At 73.1% G+C, this 16,823-nt stretch carries 16 protein-coding genes; 8 read left to right on the top strand and 8 right to left on the bottom strand.

Annotated features, from left to right (window positions below):
* Nucleotides 1-57 precede the first annotated feature (57 nt).
* Nucleotides 58-1,476 carry a glycoside hydrolase family 47 protein gene (locus tag ACIP9H_RS02620; RefSeq protein ID WP_401597144.1) on the top strand — a complete coding sequence of 473 codons (1,419 nt, stop codon included), beginning with the start codon at nt 58-60 and terminating at the stop codon, nt 1,474-1,476.
* Nucleotides 1,477-1,514: 38 nt separating this feature from the next.
* Here the strand turns inward: ACIP9H_RS02620 and ACIP9H_RS02615 are convergent, their stop codons facing one another.
* A complete protein-coding gene (locus ACIP9H_RS02615) occupies nt 1,515-2,003 on the bottom strand; it encodes an OsmC family protein (protein WP_401597147.1) in 489 nt (162 codons plus the stop codon).
* A 2-nt stretch (nt 2,004-2,005) separates the two neighbouring features.
* A complete protein-coding gene (locus ACIP9H_RS02610; RefSeq protein ID WP_401957066.1) occupies nt 2,006-2,662 on the bottom strand; it encodes a GntR family transcriptional regulator in 657 nt (218 codons plus the stop codon).
* Nucleotides 2,663-2,801: 139 nt separating this feature from the next.
* Here ACIP9H_RS02610 and ACIP9H_RS02605 point away from each other — a divergent pair, with 139 nt between their 5' ends.
* Nucleotides 2,802-3,287: an ATP-binding protein gene (locus ACIP9H_RS02605; RefSeq protein WP_401957063.1), complete on the top strand. Its 486-nt coding sequence runs from the start codon at nt 2,802-2,804 to the stop codon at nt 3,285-3,287.
* 95 nt (nt 3,288-3,382) lie between these two features.
* On the opposite strand, the gene ACIP9H_RS02600 is transcribed toward ACIP9H_RS02605, so the two are convergent.
* Nucleotides 3,383-4,420 carry a DUF2637 domain-containing protein gene (locus ACIP9H_RS02600; protein WP_401597156.1) on the bottom strand — a complete coding sequence of 346 codons (1,038 nt, stop codon included), beginning with the start codon at nt 4,418-4,420 and terminating at the stop codon, nt 3,383-3,385.
* Between the two features lie 432 nt (nt 4,421-4,852).
* Here ACIP9H_RS02600 and ACIP9H_RS02595 point away from each other — a divergent pair, with 432 nt between their 5' ends.
* Complete coding sequence (locus ACIP9H_RS02595) at nt 4,853-5,671, top strand: GntR family transcriptional regulator (RefSeq protein WP_401957059.1); 819 nt, start codon at nt 4,853-4,855, stop codon at nt 5,669-5,671.
* Nucleotides 5,672-5,915: 244 nt separating this feature from the next.
* Here the strand turns inward: ACIP9H_RS02595 and ACIP9H_RS02590 are convergent, their stop codons facing one another.
* Nucleotides 5,916-6,281, bottom strand: coding sequence for a hypothetical protein (locus tag ACIP9H_RS02590; protein ID WP_401957057.1), 366 nt, complete (start codon nt 6,279-6,281; stop codon nt 5,916-5,918).
* On the opposite strand from ACIP9H_RS02590, the gene ACIP9H_RS02585 reads away from it, so the two are divergent.
* Complete coding sequence (locus ACIP9H_RS02585; RefSeq protein WP_401593403.1) at nt 6,253-6,849, top strand: polysaccharide deacetylase family protein; 597 nt, start codon at nt 6,253-6,255, stop codon at nt 6,847-6,849. The two genes, ACIP9H_RS02590 and ACIP9H_RS02585, sit on opposite strands and share 29 nt — an antisense overlap.
* Before the next feature lie 75 nt (nt 6,850-6,924).
* On the opposite strand, the gene ACIP9H_RS02580 is transcribed toward ACIP9H_RS02585, so the two are convergent.
* The 3 genes from ACIP9H_RS02580 to ACIP9H_RS02570 form a co-directional block, all read right to left on the bottom strand.
* A complete protein-coding gene (locus tag ACIP9H_RS02580) occupies nt 6,925-7,707 on the bottom strand; it encodes a hypothetical protein (RefSeq protein WP_401593406.1) in 783 nt (260 codons plus the stop codon).
* Between the two features lie 252 nt (nt 7,708-7,959).
* Nucleotides 7,960-9,411, bottom strand: coding sequence for an aldehyde dehydrogenase (locus ACIP9H_RS02575; RefSeq protein WP_401593408.1), 1,452 nt, complete (start codon nt 9,409-9,411; stop codon nt 7,960-7,962).
* A gap of 59 nt (nt 9,412-9,470) precedes the next feature.
* Nucleotides 9,471-10,310, bottom strand: coding sequence for an oxidoreductase (locus ACIP9H_RS02570; protein WP_401593411.1), 840 nt, complete (start codon nt 10,308-10,310; stop codon nt 9,471-9,473).
* A 186-nt stretch (nt 10,311-10,496) separates the two neighbouring features.
* Here ACIP9H_RS02570 and ACIP9H_RS02565 point away from each other — a divergent pair, with 186 nt between their 5' ends.
* Nucleotides 10,497-11,042, top strand: coding sequence for a TetR/AcrR family transcriptional regulator (locus tag ACIP9H_RS02565; protein WP_401593413.1), 546 nt, complete (start codon nt 10,497-10,499; stop codon nt 11,040-11,042).
* A 17-nt stretch (nt 11,043-11,059) separates the two neighbouring features.
* Here ACIP9H_RS02565 and ACIP9H_RS02560 read toward each other — a convergent pair whose 3' ends face one another.
* On the bottom strand, nt 11,060-12,706 hold the full coding sequence (locus ACIP9H_RS02560; RefSeq protein ID WP_401593416.1) for a PucR family transcriptional regulator: 1,647 nt from the start codon (nt 12,704-12,706) through the stop codon (nt 11,060-11,062).
* A 264-nt stretch (nt 12,707-12,970) separates the two neighbouring features.
* Between ACIP9H_RS02560 and ACIP9H_RS02555 the strand changes: the two genes are divergently transcribed.
* From ACIP9H_RS02555 to pucD, 3 genes are read left to right on the top strand one after another with little or no spacing between them, the layout of a single operon-like run.
* On the top strand, nt 12,971-13,870 hold the full coding sequence (locus ACIP9H_RS02555; RefSeq protein WP_401593418.1) for an FAD binding domain-containing protein: 900 nt from the start codon (nt 12,971-12,973) through the stop codon (nt 13,868-13,870).
* On the top strand, nt 13,861-14,430 hold the full coding sequence (locus tag ACIP9H_RS02550; RefSeq protein WP_401593421.1) for a (2Fe-2S)-binding protein: 570 nt from the start codon (nt 13,861-13,863) through the stop codon (nt 14,428-14,430). The genes ACIP9H_RS02555 and ACIP9H_RS02550 overlap by 10 nt, the downstream gene beginning before the upstream one ends.
* A 5-nt stretch (nt 14,431-14,435) precedes the next feature.
* Nucleotides 14,436-16,817 carry a xanthine dehydrogenase subunit D gene (gene pucD, locus ACIP9H_RS02545; protein WP_401593423.1) on the top strand — a complete coding sequence of 794 codons (2,382 nt, stop codon included), beginning with the start codon at nt 14,436-14,438 and terminating at the stop codon, nt 16,815-16,817.
* Nucleotides 16,818-16,823: the final 6 nt, after the last annotated feature.

Here is a 16,823-nt window from a genome sequence, read left to right as displayed (position 1 = left end):
CCCCGTCAATGCGGCGCTGTCCCGTAACGCCCGGAAGACGGACGGGGTTTTCGGGGCATGAGAAAACTCGCGCGTCCCGGCGGACTCTCTCGGCGCAGGCTGCTCGGAGCCGCCGCCGCTCTCGCCCCTGCCACGATGACCTCGTCGCTGCCTCTGTCCGGTACGGCCGCTGCCGCCGCCCCCGACCCCTACGCGGGGCTCGGCCAGGAGGCCGTCACCGCCTTCCGCAGCGCCTGGGACGCCTACCGGCGCCTGGCCTGGGGCCGGGACGAGCTGCGCCCCCTCAGCGGTACGGGCTCCGACTTCTTCATCCAGGGCAGCACGCTCGGCCTGACGATCATCGAGGCGCTCGACACGCTCTACCTGATGGAACTGGACGACGAACTGGCCGCGGGCGTCCAGTGGGTCAAGAACGACCTCGTGCTCGACCAGGACGCCCCTGTCCAGGTGTTCGAGACGATCATCCGGCTGGTGGGCGGCCTGCTCTCCGGGCACCTGGCCACCAGGGACCCGGTCCTGCTCGACCGCGCACGCGACCTCGCCGACCGCCTGCTGCCCGCCTTCACCCGGTCGCCGACCGGGGCCCCCTACCGTTACGTCAATCTCTCCACCGGCGCCGTGAGCGGCAAGGAGAACAACCTCGCCGAGATCGGCACGTGCATCACCGAGTTCGGCGAGCTGTCCCGGCTCACCGGCGACCGGCGCTACTACGACGCAGCGAAGAAGGCGCTGCGCGCCGTCTACGACCGCCGCTCGCGGATCGACCTGGTCGGCACGGCGCTGAACATCGAGACCGGCGCGTGGACCGGCACCACCGCCACCCTCGACCCCCCCGTCGACTCCTTCTACGAGTACCTGTGGGACGGCTGGCAGCTGTACCGCGACCCGGACCTGCGGACCTGGTACAACACGCTCACCACGGGCGTCTTCCGCCACTTGGCCGAGCGGCGCGACGGCCGGCTCTGGTTCCGCCAGGCGGACATGACCACCGGGCGGACCATCAGCCGCTACCAGTCGGAGCTCACCGCCTTCTACGCCGGACTGCTCGCCCAGAGCGGCCGGATCGCCGACGGGGAGGCCTACCACGACAGCTGGACCGCGGTGCTCGCCGACCACCGCCTGCCCCCGGAGATGATCGACTACACCACCCTGCGGGCCGTCGACGCCTCGTACCCCCTGCGTCCCGAGTACGTCGACTCGTGCCTGTTCCTCTGGCTGATCACGAAGAAGGAGCGCTATCGCGCCCGGGCGCGCGACATGTTCCTGCGGCAGAAGAAGTACTGCAAGGTCCGCAACGGCTACACGGCGATCAGTGATGTGACGACGCGGCCGATGAAGCAGTCGGACCTCACCCCGGCGTACTGGTTCAGCGAGAACGCCAAGTACTACTACCTCCTGTTCGCCAAGGCCCGGCGCTTCGACTACGCCTCCAACTACCTGACCACGGAGGGCAACGTGCTGCGCGGGCTGCGCTGAGCGCGCTGACCGGGCTGACCGCGCTGTCGGTGTCCCGGTCAGCCGGTGACGACCACCTCCGCCTCGTGTCGGACGGGGAAGTTGACCGAACCGGCGATGAAGCAGAGCCGGTGGGCGTCCTCGTGCAGGGCGACGGCGGCGTCCACCATGGCGGCCGAGGCCACCTCCACCCGGGGCCGCAGCACGGCCTCGGTGAAGTGGCCGCCGCCGTCGCCGGTTTCCCGCAAGGTGGCCTCGGCGCGGTCGGTGTAGGCGGTGACGACCACTCCCGCGACGGTGCACACATGCAGGTAGGAGAGCATGTGGCACTGCGACAGGGCGGCCAGTTGGAGCTGTTCGGGATTCCAGCGGGCCGGGTCTCCGCGGAAGGCGGGGTCGGAGCTGCCCGGGATCACCGGCACCGGCAGCCCGGGCGCGGACACCTCGTGGTCCCGGCCGTAGGCCCGGTACGCGCTCGTCCCCGAGCCCCGGTTGCCGCTCCAGACGACCTCGGTGGTGTAGGTGTGGTGCTTGCTGATGTCGGGCACGGCTACCGCGTCCTCTCGTCCGTGTCGTTCCGCTCGGAGGCGGCGCAGGTGTCCGCCACGTGCTCGCGGGCGGCCGCGTGGGCCTCCGCCGCGCGGCCCGCGACGACGGCGGCGAGCAGACGGCGGTGCTGGGCGGCGACCTGCTCGGGGCGGTCCGGGGCGGCGAGGGAGAGACGGGTGGAGACCTGGATCTGGTCCCACAGCCGGTCCAGCGTGCCGGCCGCCACCGGGTTCGCGGACAGGTCGGCGATGCCGCTGTGGAAGCGACGGTTGTGCCGGACCGCCTCCTCCAGCCGCCCCGCCGCCGTCGCCTCCTCCGCCTGCGCCGCGACCTGCTCCAGCGCGGTCAGTCGGGCGGGTGCCAGCTCCCCGCGCCGCTGCCGTTCGGCGGCCAGTTCGGCCGTCAGGGCCTCCAGGGCGCCGCGCACCTGGTAGGCGTGGCGCAGCGCCTCCGGCCCGAGCTCGACCACGCTCACCCCCCGCCCCGCCGAGCGCACCAGTCCGTCCGCCACCAGCGCGCGGAACGCCTCGCGCACCGGCGTACGGCTCATGGCCAGCGCCGCCGCCGTCTCCAGCTCGGTCAGGCGCTGGCCGGGGGCGTACACCCCGTCCAGGATCAGTTCCCGCAGCCGCCGATGGGCGGTGTCCGTCTGCTGCACGGGAGCCACTGTATCCATTGCATGCAATGGATACAAGAGCGGAGCGTCCGCGGCTCATGACTGGAAGTGGCCACGCCGGGGCATGCATTGCGCGTAGATGTTCGACCCCGGAAGGGCGCGAGCTGCCGGAGCGGAGCCGATGGAACGTCAGCCTGCGCAGACGAGCGACCGGGAGGTCGGGGACACCGTCGAGGCGCACCTCTTGCGCCGTCCGCTCCAGCACGCCGACCTGCCGGCGGTGGCGGACGTCCGCAGGCTGCTGCGCGAGTCCTTGACGCACTGGGGCGTTCCCGCACTCGCCGACACCGCCGTCCTGCTCACCACCGAACTCGTCACCAACGCCCTGCGGCACACCGACCGGGGCGCCGTCCTCACCGCCACAGTGTCCACAGTGTCCATAATGTCCGCGGTGTCCACGGTGGCCACGCCCCCTGTGCCCCGACTGCGCGTGGAGGTACGGGACTTCACCACCCGCCATCCCCGGCTGCGCGCCCCCTCCACACACGGGACCAGCGGGCGCGGCCTGCAACTCGTGCAGTCACTCGCCGACGCCTGGGGCGTCCGCGCCGAGGGGGACGGCTCCGGGAAGGTCGTGTGGTTCGAGCTGGACGCCGCGCCTTCCTGACGGGGCGTCATGTCCCAGGGGGCCGGGAACGGCACCGCCCCGGCCGGAAGTCCGGGGCCGGGGCAGTGACATGACGCGAGGAAACACGGGTGGGATCAGCCGTACTGACGCTCCAGGTCCGCCAGCTTGCGCTCCAGGGAGTCCAGCTTGGGCAGGGCCATGGTGTCGTCCTCGGCGGTGAGGTCGATCGTGGTGCGCCTGGCCTCTTCACGGACCGGCGACAGTGCCGGACGGGAGCGCGAGGACAGCTCTGCCTTCTCCGGCTCTATGGCAGGCTCCGCGGAGGCCTGCGTGCCGGCCGGGTTGGCGCTGGGCAGCTCGTACTTGCTGCCACCGCGGTTCCAGATGCGGTGCTGCCGGTTGATGGCCTTGATGCGCGCGCGCTCCAGCCGCTCGTGCTCGCGGCGGCGCATCGCCTCCTGGTCCTTGCGGACCCGCTCGTCGCGCACCTCCTCGACCGCCTCGTCCAGGGTGCGGACGTTCTCCAGCAGCATGAGGGACCAGGCGCCGTAGGTCTCGCGCGGGGCGCGGAGCCAGCGGATCATGCGGATCTGCGGCAGCGGGCGGGAGATGAGCCCCTGCTCGCGCAGGGCCGCGCGGCGGGTCTGCTTCAGTGCCCGGTCGAACAGGACGGCCGCGGAGAGCGACATGCCGGCGAAGAACTCCGGCGCGCCCGCGTGGTCGCCGCCGCGCGGGGCGTGCACCCAGTTGAACCAGGCCGCGGCGCCCGCGAACAGCCAGACCAGGATGCGCGAGCCGAGGGCCGCGTCGCCGTGGCTGGCCTCGCGGACCGCGAGGACGGAGCAGAACATCGCGGCACCGTCGAGACCGAACGGCACCAGGTACTCCCAGCCCCCGGTCAGGCCCAGGTTCTGCTGGCCGAAGCCCACCAGGCCGTGGAAGGACAGGGCCGCGGCGACCGAGGCGCAGCCGAAGAGCAGGACGTACGAGGCCGTGCCGTACAGGGCCTCCTTCTTGCGGCGCCGCTCCTCCGAGCGCTCCCAGGAGTCGCCCTGGGCAGCCTCGTCCTTGCGGGACTTGCGGTTGCGCAGGAACACCGCCGCGGCGGCGAGGAGCGCCACGCACGCGGCGCCCGAGAGCGTCCAGTCAAGCGTTATGTCCGAAAATCTCATACGCGCGATTCCTTGCGTCGCAGTACCGTCGCGCTCGGGCCGCGAGACGGCGTTCGCGCGACATCCTGGCGAACGCCTCGGACGCGTGAAGCGGTTTCGGGACAAGAGAACGCCAACGGAGTGGTGGCGTGGGGAGAGATCGACAGAATACTCGAACTGGCGAGCGTTCTTAGCCCAGTTGACCTAGTGGAGGGCTCTGGCGTGACCCCGCTCGGGCTGTCCGGCGGACGCCGTGACGCGCGCTGCCGGGTCATGTGCGAGGTGGACCGGACAAAAGATCCAAATGAGGTGAGCCTCGCCTTGCTTCGCTTCCGGGGGCAGGGCGGGAGGTAAGTTCTCGAAGCAGGTCGTGGAGAGTGTTGCAATAGAGGGCGGCGCGCACCGACTGTAGGAGTGCGCCAGGCGCACACCGTCCCGTCCGAAGGAGCCCCCGTGGAGTACGCCCCCCGAGCCGCACGGCCGGCCCAGGCGGCCGCCGCCGCGGCCCCCGGGCTGCCGCCCGGCCACGACGAGCTCGTCCGGGGTGCCCATCCGCATGCCGAGCGGCACCAGGAGGCCGAGCCCCTCCGGGACGCCGCCCCGGGCCGTGCCGAGGCGCTGCCCCGGCCGCGCCGGATGCCCGAACGGCACTCGGTGCGCGACCAGGTCCTGCGCGCGCTGCGCGGCGCCCTGGTGACCGGCGAGCTGCGGCCCGGCGCCGTGTACTCGGCCCCGGCGCTCGCCGAGCGCTTCGGGGTCTCGGCCACACCCGTCCGCGAGGCCATGCAGTTGCTCGCCCGCGAGGGCGCCGTCGAGGCCCTGCCGAACAAGGGCTTCCGGGTCTTCGAGCGCAGCCGCCGGGACCGCGCGGAACTCGCCGAAGTGCGCGCGCTGCTGGAGGTGCCCGTCGTCCTGCGGCTGGCGCGCACCGTGCCGTCCTCCCGCTGGGAGCAGTTGCGGCCGCTGGTCGAGGCCACCGTGGCCGCCGCCGCCCTCGGGGACCGCGCGGCCTACGCCGAGGCCGACCGCGCCTTCCACCGCGCGCTCCTGGAGGTCTCCGGCAACCGGCAACTCGTCGCGGTCGCCGAGGAGTTGCACCGCCGCGCCCAATGGCCGGTCGCCGAGGACCACGCCCGCGCCGGCGGCACACCGCGCGGCATCCGGGCCGAACTCGTCGCCGACGCCGGTGAGCACGCCGCGCTCCTGGAGGCCCTCGTCAGCGGTGACCTCCCCGTGGTCGAGGCCCTGGCCCGCGGCCACTACGGCGACTGAGGGTCCGTCCCGCACGATGCGGGTGGCGCATGAAAGGGAAACCCGTCACGGGTGCCCGGCGAATGTGGGGAACCTGTCAGGAACCGTTCCTGTTCCCGTGGTCCCGCGCGGGAATTGTTCGCTCGCCGAAAACGACGCGATAGAATTCACGCGCCCGTGGCCGGTCCCGGATTCGGTACCGGGGAATGCGGGACCGACCCCGTGTCTTGCTGCACATTGCGGGCGTATACGGTTCGTGCATGACTCATGGAAATGTCCGGCCGTTGCCCGGGCGTGTGCGGCGACGACGGAATGCACTGCTCGGTGCGGCATTTGGCGCGCTCGTGCTCGGCACTGCCGTGACCGGGTGCGCGAGCGGCGGCAGCGCGGCGGCGCACGGGACGGGAACGCCTTCCTCCGGGCCCGGCGCGATCGCATCGCCGCTCAGCGCACCTCTGTCCCCGAGCCCGTCGGCGAACACGGCAAACGCAGCGGACGCCTGGGCGAAATGGGGGCTGAAACCGCTGGCGCCGGCCCCGGAGCCGCCGGCCGTCAAGCCGGTCGAACTCACCGCCCACGGCCCGGTCCCCGTGATATCGAAGGTGCCGACCAAGAAGAAGATCGTCTTCATAACGATCGACGACGGCCAGGAGAAGAGCCCCGACTTCGTCCGGATGCTCGAGGACCTGAAGGTCCCCGTCACCATGTTCCTGACGAATGACGCCATCAAAAGCGACTACGGGTATTTCGCGCGACTCCAGGCGCTGGGAAACCATGTGCAGAACCACACGCTGCACCACCCGGACATGACGCGGTTGTCGCCCGCCCGGCAGCGCGCCGAGATATGCGGGAACCAGGAAGTCCTCACCCAGCGGTACGGCGCGGCCCCCCTCCTCTTCCGCCCGCCGTACGGCGCCGGAGCCTACGCGGACTCCCTCGGCGCGGCGGTGCGCCAGTGCGGTCCGCGGGCGATCGTGCTGTGGCGCGAGTCCATGCAGATCAAGCAGATCCAGTACCAGACCGCGGACAAGCGGCTGCGCCCGGGGGACATCATCCTCGCGCACTTCCGCGGACCCGCGGAGCTCAAGGGCGTCACGATGACGCACATGTTCGCCAACATGCTCCGCCACATCCGTGAACAGGGTTTCACCGTGGCCCGCCTGGAGGACTACATCCAGGCGCCGCCCGCCGCGCAGTGAGCCCCCGCCCCGGCGCGCGGCCCTGAACCGCGGTCGCCCGTAAGCGTGTCGGCGCCTCTCGCGAGGCGCCCGCGCCTACGCGACCGCCTCGCCGTCCAGGCTCTCCGCCAGCCACACGGGTACGCCGCCGAGCAGCCGGAACAGCCGTGCGGCCTCGGCGCGCAGCCGGGCCGCCTCCGGCTCGGGCTCCACGGTCGCCAGCGCGGCCAGGGCCGGGGCGGTCCCGACGAGGTACCCGGTCTCCACCCGCAGCCGCAGCGACTCCGCGAAACCCTGCCGGGCCGCGGCGCGATCGCCGTCGCGGGCGGCGAGTCCGGCCAGCCGGCCGAGAATGTGGGAGGTGAGCAGCGGATCGCCGTGCGCCTCGGCCCCGGCCTGCGCCCGCAGGTAGGAGGCCCTGGCCGCCGTGGCGTCGTCGCCCAGCCGCTCCGCCACCAGGCCCCGCCGGAAGTCCAGCAGCGGCCGTCCGGGCGCACCGGGCTCCAGCAGCGCGGCACTGCGCATCAGGGCCGCCCGTGCCTCGTCCGCGCGGTCCCGCGGCCCGAAGAGCGTCACGAGGTAGGCGAGGTTCCCCCGTTCGCAGGAGGCCTCGCCGCGCTCGTTGTCGGTACGGGCCAGGGCCTCCGCCGTGCGCAGCGCGTCCTCGGCCTCCGCCCAGCCGTCCAGGGTGAACAGGCACCGCTCGATCAGCAGTGCCGCCCGCCGCGTGGCGGCCTCCGGACGCTCGGCGGCGTACGGCGCCAGCAGCGCCGCGGCCTCCGTCCAGCAGCCCCGCCCGCGCAGCCGCGCCACGTCGGGTGGCGCGCCACCGCCCTCGGCCGGTCCCACCTCTGCGTCCGACATGGCGGTGTCCGCCACTTGCCCTCCCGAAGCGCGTCATCGAGCCCGTTGGGCGAAGTCCAGCACGGCACGGGGTGCCGCGCCAAGAGGGCGGACACGCATCGATCACGGCGCCCTCCGCCCCGCGCGCTTCCCGCGCCCCGCGAGGACCGGGGCGCGAGCCCCCGCCGGCAGCGGCCGAAATGTTCCGCGTACCTCGGCCGACCGGCGGCGGAGCCGGCTTCACCACCTCGCGGGCCGGCTCCCGGGCCCGCCGGGGCAGCGCGACGGCTACCGGCTGCGGGTGATCGACTTGTGCTCGACGTAGCCGGTCAGGCCGACCTTGCCGTACTCGCGCCCCACCCCGCTCGCCTTGTAGCCGCCGAACGGGCCGTCGAAGCTCATCGGCGAGCCGTTGACGGTGACCGTGCCGGTGCGCAGCCGGCGGGCGACGGACAGCGCCCGCTCCGGGTCCGCCGACCAGACGCCGCCGGACAGGCCGTACTCGGAGTCGTTGGCGATGCGGACCGCGTCGTCCTCGTCCTCGTAGGCGATGACGGCCAGGACCGGGCCGAAGATCTCCTCCTGGGCGATGCGCATGGAGTTGTCGACGTCGGCGAACACGGTCGGGGTGACGTAGTTGCCCTTCTCCAGGCCCTCGGGGACCTGCGGGCCGCCGGTGACCAGGCGGGCGCCCTCCTCGATGCCGAGGGTGATGTAGTCGATGACACGCTGCTGCTGGTCGCGGCGGATCATCGGGCCGATGAACGTGTCGGGGGCGGACGGGTCGCCGACCTTCAGCGACTCCACCATCTCCTTCACCGCCGCGACGACCTCCTCGTACCGGCTGCGCGGCGCGAGGATGCGGGTCTGCAGGATGCAGGCCTCGCCGTTGTTGGCCATGGAACCGAACCGCAGGCCCTGCGTCACGGCCGGCAGGTCCGCGTCCTCCAGCACGAGCGCGGCGGACTTGCCGCCCAGCTCCAGGCCGACGCGCTTGAGGTGCTCACCGGCGATCGAGGCGATACGCCGCCCGGCGCGCGTCGAACCGGTGAAGGAGATCTTGTCCACACCGGGGTGCGAGACGAGGTACTCACTGGTCTCGCGGTCCGCGGGCAGGACGCTGAGCACGCCCTCGGGAAGACCCGCCTCGTGCCACAGCTGTGCCAGCAGCATCATGCTCAGCGAGTTCTCCGGGGAGACCTTCAGCACCACGGTGTTGCCCGCCAGCAGGGCCGGCACGAGCTTGGCGGTGGCGGCGGAGAACGGGGAGTTCCACGGGATGACGGCAGCGACCACGCCGATCGCCTCGCGCCGCACGATGGTGTCGAAGGCCACCGAGGGATCGGACGGCTCGACGACCTCCTCCCAGCCGAACTCCTCGGCCGCCTTGAGGTACGCGCCGACCTGGCGGGTCAGGAACGGCTGGCCGGCCTTGGTGAACCAGCCCGCGGAGCCGTTCTCGACGGAGATCGCCGCGGCGACCTCGTCGGCACGTGCCGCGCGCAGCGCGTCGTAGCGCCGGACGATCTCCTGCCGCTCCTCGGGCGCGGTGCGCGGCCACGGCCCGTGGTCGAAGGCCTCGCGGGCCGCGGCGACGGCCGCGTCCACGTCGGCGGGCGCGGCCTGCGCCACGCTGCCCAGCAGGGACTGGTCGTGCGGGGAGAGGATGTCGAGCAGCAGGTCCGGGTCGCTGGGGGCGACCCAGGAGCCGCCGATGTAGAGCTTGTCGTGGACAGTCATGTCGTGCGGGTTCCTTCGTACGGGACGGGCAGAGGGGGAGAGGGGACCGGCCGGGCCGGTCAGGCGGTGGGGAAGTCCGTGGATTGGCTGACCTCGGCCCACGCGCGGGCCTCGGCGAGCCGGCCCTCCTCCGAGCGGATGGCGATGCCCAGGGCGTCACCGCCGAGCAGGAGCCGGCGCGGGGGCTCCTCGGCGTCCACCGCGCCGATGATCGCGCGGGCCATGCGGTCCGGGTCGCCGGGCTCGTTGCCGGCGTACTCGGCGAACCGGGCCAGCCACGCGCCCACCGTGGGCGCGTAGTCGGGAGTGACCGGGCCGGACGGCTCCGCCGCGCCCGCGGCCCAGCCGGTGCGGATGCCGCCCGGCTCGACGATGGTGACCTTCACCCCGAACGGCGCCACCTCGTTGGCGAGCACCTCGGAGAAGCCCTCCACGGCGAACTTGGCCGTCTGGTAGGCGCTGAGGCCCGGCGTGCCCCCGACGCGCCCGCCGATGGAGGAGATCTGGACCACGTGCCCGGACCTCTGACGGCGCATCACCGGCAGCACCGCCCGGGTCACATGGACGACGCCGTAGAGGTTGGCCTCGACCTGGGCGCGGAACTCGTCCTCAGGGAAGTCCTCGATCGAGCCGGTGGTGGCGTAACCGGCGTTGTTGACCAGCACGTCGACCGAACCGAACCGTTCCACCGCCCTCGCCACCACGTCCCTGGACTGCGACGCGGAGGTGACGTCCAGCGCCACCGCCTCCAGCCGCTCCGGGTACCGGGCCCGCAGGGAATCCAGCGCCCCGGGGGTGCGTGAGGTCACCACCACCCGGTCGCCCGCGTCCAGCGCCGCGAGGGCCAGGGCCATGCCCAGCCCCTGCGAGCCTCCGGTGATCAGCCATGTGCGTGACATGCGCGTGCCTCGTTTCGTCGGTCCATCGGTCTATCGGTCCATCGATGCGCGCCTCTCCTGGCGGCAACTCCAACGTAGAGGGTTTTCCGTGAAACGCAACATCAATGTTGCATCTAATCGACGTGTTGCATCTCACGGCGAGTGTTTGATGGCGCAAGTGATGCCGGACGGTAGAATCGGCGGACCATGAGAGCCGACGCCGCACGCAATCTGACCGCCGTCCTCCAGGCCGGCGCCCGCCTCCTGGCCGAGGACCCGGGCACCTCCATGGCGGCCATCGCCGCCGCCGCTGGAGTCGACCGCACGACGGTCCACCGCCGCTTCGCGAACCGGGAGGCTCTGCTCAGCGCCGTCTTCCAGGCCAAGCTCGACTCCTCGGGACGCGTTCTGGACGAGGCGCGCCTGACCGAGGCCCCGGTCCAGGTGGCCCTGCACCGCTACCTCGAAGGGATCATCCCGGTCAGCCGGGAATGGCCCGTCGACACCCGGCGGATGATGCAGAAGGACCCCGAGGCCAGCGCCCGTCGCGACGAGCAGAGCGCCCGCCTCGACGCCTTCGTCCAGCGCATCGTCGACGAGGGCTTCCTGCGGCCGGACACCGACCCCGCGTGGGCGCGGGCGGTCCTCAGCGGGCTCGTCGACTCCGTCGCGCACCGGTTCCCCGATGTGGACCCCCCGCGGGCTGCCGACCTCGTCGCCGCGACGTTCCTGACCGGCCTCGGCGCGGGCTGACGCCCGGCCGGCAGCGGTCAGCTCATCCGCAGGGCCAGGAAGAAGTCGACCTTGTCCTCCAGCCGGGACAGGTCACGGCCCGTCAGCTGCTCGATGCGACCGATGCGGTAGCGCAGGGTGTTGACGTGCAGGTGCAGCCGGTTCGCGCAGCGCGTCCAGGAGCCGTCGCACTCCAGGAACGCCCCCAGCGTGGGGATGAGGTCCGCGCGGTGCCGCTGGTCGTAGTCCCGCAGCGGGTCCAGCAGGCGGGCGGTGAAGGCGCGGCGGACGTCGTCGGGGACGAAGGGCAGCAGGAGGACGTGGGAGGCGAGTTCCTCGTGGCCCGCGACGCACACCCGGCCCGGGCGGGCGGCGGCGACGCGGCGGGCGTGGCGGGCCTCCTCCAGGGCGCCGCGCAGCCCGTCGGCGGAGTGGACGGCGGCGCTGACGCCTATGGTGAGGCGGCCGTCGCCGTCGAGGCCGTGGGTCAGGGGGGCGCGGAGCATGCCGAGCAGCCGCTGGGCGGAGAGCTCGGGTGCGGGGCCGTCGGTGTCGACCGAGGAGAGCGGGACGAGGGCCAGCGCCTCGTCGCCCGCGTGGGCGACGGCGATGCGGTCGGCCGGGTCCGAGCCGACGGCGGCCGGATCGACCAGGGCCTCCTCCAGCAGCGCCTGGGCCGCGGGACCCGAGGGCACGCCGCCGCCCGCCCAGTCGACGCGGGCGACCACGACCTGCCAGTGCGGGGCCGCGCCGAGCCCCGGGGCGAGGACGGGCGCGGCGACCCGCAGCCGCGCGGCGATCTCGGACGGGGGCGCGCCGGCCTGGACCAGGTCCATGACCTCCGCGGCCAGCCGCCGCCGCACCGTGCGGGAGGCGTCGCGGCGCTCGCGTTCGACGGCGATGAGCTGGGTGACGCCGTGGAGCAGGTCGAGCCGTTCGGCGGGCCACTCGCCGGCGTCGGCGTCGACGGCCAGGAACCAGTCGGACAGCAAGGTGGCCCGGACGTCCGCCGCCGGGTCCCCGCTGCGGATCGGGAAGAGGGAGTAGGGGCGGCCCGCCGCGTACGCGCGGTGCGGTGAGGGCCGCCCGGTCCGGGACGCGGCGAGGTGCTCGCCGGCCAGTTCGGCGCGGACCTGCGCGGGCAGGGGGTGGTCGGAGCCGGCGATGCGGCGCCCGGTCGTGGACAGCACCCACGCGCGCAGGTCCAGGTCGCTGCCGAGCAGGTCCAGGACGGCGTCCGGGCCGCCGCCCGCCGGGCCCGACGCCATCAGGCGGCGGTGCCGCTCGACGACGGCCGCCAGGTCGCCCGCGCGCTCGGTGGAGACCTGCCGTACGACGTGCTCGGTGATGGAGGCGAAGGAGACGTCCTCGTCCACCGCGAAGAGCGGCAGGCGGTGCCGGGCGCAGGCCAGCACCAGGTCGTCGGGGACGGAGCCGAGTTCGGCCTCGCCGGCCGCCAGCCCGGCGACCCCGGCCGCGGTGAGGATGCGGACGAAGCGCTCGGAGTCGGCGGGCTCCCGCCGCCACGCCAGACCGGTCAGGACGAGCTCGCCACCGGTCAGGTAGCGGCTGGGGTCCTTCAGGTCGGTGGTCATCACCCCGCGGACGGTGCGGTCGAGCTCCTCCTCGCCGCCGAGCAGCCGCAGCCCGAGGGCATCGGTGTCCAGGAGTGCGCGCAGCCGCATCGTCGTCGCCTCGTCTCGTACGCCTCCGGTCGAGGCGGTACCAGGGTGGCGCCTGATGCATTGCGTCGGTGTTGCCACCGCGATGCCGACAGGTTTCCGGTCCGCGATTTTCGGAGGAATCTACAAGGCAAGCCTACCGACCAGCCAAGTGCTTCAGGTGTTCGGTGACTGCACCCGGACGGGTGCATGGAAGTGTACTGAGTCACATCGCGTGAACAGGACATGAACGAGCCATTCCGATTCCCGACGAGAAGAGAGCGCCGCATGGACTTCCTGCGTCCCGCGAGCTGGGAGGAGGTGCTCGCCGCGAAGGCGGAGCATCCCTCGGCCGTGCCCATCGCGGGTGGTACCGACGTGATGGTCGAGATCAATTTCGACCACCGGCGTCCCGATGTCCTGCTCGACCTGAACCGCGTCGCAGAACTCCACGAGTGGGAGGTGGGGGAGCGGACCGTGCGGCTGGGCGCCTGCGTCCCCTACACCCGGATCATGGAGCACCTGCGGCGGCAGCTGCCGGGCCTCGCCCTGGCCGCGCACACCGTGGGCTCCCCACAGATCCGCAACCGCGGCAGCGTCGGCGGCAACCTCGGCGCGGCCTCCCCGGCGGGCGACGCGCACCCGGCGCTGCTGGCCGCCGGCGCCGAGGTGGAGGCCGTCTCGGTGCGCGGCACCCGCATGATCCCGGTCGAGGAGTTCTACACCGGCGTCAAGCGGAACGCGCTCGCCCCGGACGAGCTGATCCGCGCCGTCCACATCGCGAACGCCGACGGCCCCCAGCAGTTCTCCAAGGTCGGCACCCGCAACGCGATGGTCATCGCGGTCTGCGCCTTCGGCCTGGCCCTGCACCCGGACACTCGCACGGTCCGCACCGGGATCGGGTCGGCGGCGCCCACCCCGGTCCGCGCCGTCGTCGCGGAGGAGTTCTTGAACGCGGCCTTGGAGGAGGGCGGGTTCTGGGACAACGGCCGGATCGTCCCCCCGGCCGTGGCCCGGCAGTTCGCGGAGCTGGTCGCCGCCTGCGCCAGCCCCATCGACGACGTGCGCGGCACCGCCGCCTACCGCCGGCACGCGCTGACCGTCATGGCCCGCCGCACCCTCGGCTGGACATGGCAGGAGTACCGCGGCGGCGCCCGCGGTGGGACGGGGGGCACCCGATGCGCGTGACCTTCACCGTCAACGGACGCCGCCAGGAGGCCGACGACGTCTGGGAGGGCGAGAGCCTGCTCTACGTCCTGCGCGAGCGGATGGGCCTGCCCGGCTCGAAGAACGCCTGCGAGCAGGGCGAGTGCGGCTCGTGCACGGTGCGCCTGGACGGTGTCCTCGTGTGCGCCTGCCTGGTCGCCGCCGGACAGGCGCAGGACCGGGACGTGGTGACCGTCGAGGGCCTGGCGCGGTACGCCGAGGAGCGCGACGCCCCCGCGGCGCACAACGCCCCCGGCGGCACCGGCCTGGACGCCGCCCGGCAGTGGCAGGCCCGCCCCGGCGACCCGGCCACCGCCCTGTCGCCCGTCCAGCAGGCGTTCCTCGACGCAGGCGCCGTGCAGTGCGGCTTCTGCACCCCCGGACTGCTGGTCGCCGCCGACGAACTCCTGGAGCACAACCCCCGGCCCACCGACGCCGACATCCGCGAGGCACTGTCGGGCAACCTGTGCCGCTGCACCGGCTACGAGAAGATCCTCGACGCGGTCCGCCTCGCGGCCGCCCGCACCGGGGCGGAGGGCTGACCGCGATGGGCGTGACCCGTACCCCGACGCCGACCACCCAGGGCAGCGAGACCAGGGGCGGCATCGGCGAGTCCACGCTGCGCCCCGACGGACTCCTCAAGACCACCGGCGAGTTCGCCTACGCCTCCGACCTGTGGCACGAGGACATGCTGTGGGGGCACACGCTCCGCAGTCCGCACGCGCACGCCGAGATCGTCGCGATCGACATCTCCGCGGCCCTCGCCCAGCCGGGCGTGTACGCGGTCCTCACCCACGAGGACCTGCCGACCGGGGTGCGGCACTACGGCCTGGAGCTCCAGGACACCCCCGTCCTGGCCCACGGCCGCGTCCGTCACCACGGCGAGCCGGTTGCCATCGTGGCCGCCGACCACCCGGAGACGGCACGCCGCGCCGCCGCGAAGATCCGGGTCGAGTACCGTCCGCTGCCCGTCGTGGTGGACGAGGCCACGGCGACCGCGCCGGACGCGCCGCTCCTGCACGAGGGCCGCACCGACCACTACATCGGCCATGTCCCGCACCCCAACATCGTGCACCGGCAGCCGGTCGTCCGCGGCGACGCCGAGGCGGCGGCCCGGCGCGCCGACGTCGTCGTCACGGGCGACTACGAGGTCGGGATGCAGGACCAGGCGTTCCTCGGCCCGGAGTCGGGACTCGCCGTCCCCGCCGAGGACGGCGGTGTGGACCTCTACATCGCCACCCAGTGGCTGCACGCGGACCTGCGTCAGATCGCCCCCGTCCTCGGACTGCCGGAGGACAAGGTCCGTATGACGCTCTCCGGCGTGGGCGGCGCCTTCGGCGGGCGCGAGGACCTGTCGATGCAGATCCACGCCTGCCTGCTGGCGCTGCGCACCGGCAAGGCCGTGAAGATGGTCTACAACCGCTTCGAGTCCTTCTTCGGCCATGTCCACCGCCACCCGGCGAAGCTCCACTACGAGCACGGCGCCACCCGCGACGGCCGGCTCACCCATGTGAAGTGCCGGATCGTGCTGGACGGCGGCGCCTACGCCTCCTCCTCGCCCGCCGTCGTCGGCAACGCCGCGTCGCTCGGGGTGGGCCCGTACGTCGTCGGCGACGTGGACGTCGAGGCGATCGCGCTCTACACCAACAACCCGCCGTGCGGGGCCATGCGCGGCTTCGGCGCGGTCCAGGCGTGCTTCGCCTACGAGGCGCAGATGGACAAGCTGGCCGCCGCGCTCGGCATGGACCCGGTGGAGTTCCGGCAGCTCAACGCCATGTCGCAGGGCTCGGTCATGCCCACCGGCCAGGTCGTGGACTCCCCGGCGCCGGTCGCCGAACTCCTGCGCCGGGTCAAGGCGATGCCGATGCCGCCGGAGGCCCAGTGGGAGAGCGCCGGAGGCGCGGTCGACGTGCGCGCCCTGCCGGGCGGCCTGTCCAACACCACCCATGGCGAGGGCGTCGTACGCGGCGTCGGCTACGCGGTCGGCATCAAGAACGTCGGCTTCTCCGAGGGCTTCGACGACTACTCCACCGCCCGGGTCCGCCTGGAGGTGGTCGCCGGCGAGCCCGTCGCGACCGTGCACACCGCGATGGCCGAGGTCGGCCAGGGCGGGATCACCGTGCACGCGCAGATCGCCCGCACCGAGCTCGGCGTCACCCAGGTCACCATCGACCCCGCCGACACGCGGGTCGGTTCGGCCGGTTCCACCTCGGCGTCCCGGCAGACGTACGTCACCGGCGGCGCGGTGCGGCACGCCTGCGAGGCGGTGCGCGAACGCGCCCTGGAGATGGGCCGGGCCAGGTTCGGCAGCGGGCACCCGGCGTGGGCGACGGCCGAACTGCTCCTGGAGGGCGGCAAGGTGGTCACCGACGGCGGGGAGGTGCTGGCCCCGCTCGCCGAGGTCCTCGGCGACGAGGTGATCGACATCGAACGGGAGTGGCGGCACCGCCCGACCGAGCCCTTCGACCTGCGGACCGGCCAGGGCTTCGGCCACGTCCAGTACTCCTTCGCCGCGCACCGCGCGGTCGTCGAGGTCGACACCGAACTCGGGCTGGTGAAGGTCGTCGAACTCGCCTGCGCCCAGGACGTCGGCAAGGCGATGAACCCGCTGGCGGTCGTCGGCCAGATCCAGGGCGGCACCACCCAGGGGCTGGGGCTGGCCGTCATGGAGGAGATCGTCGTCTCCGACGGGGCGAAGGTCAGGAACCCGTCCTTCACCGACTACCTGATCCCCACCATCCTCGACACACCGCCGATCCCTGTCGACGTGCTCGAACTCGCCGACCACCACGCCCCGTACGGGCTGCGCGGCGCGGGCGAGGCGCCCACCCTGTCCTCCACACCGGCGGTCGTCGCCGCCATCCGCGCGGCGACCGGGCTGCCCCTGGAACGCGTACCGGTACGACCCGAGCACCTCACGGGCACCTGACGGAGC

The sequence above is a fragment of the Streptomyces sp. NPDC088732 genome (assembly GCF_044751205.1).
GTDB lineage: Bacteria > Actinomycetota > Actinomycetes > Streptomycetales > Streptomycetaceae > Actinacidiphila.
This window is presented reverse-complemented; position numbering and strand designations above follow the sequence as displayed.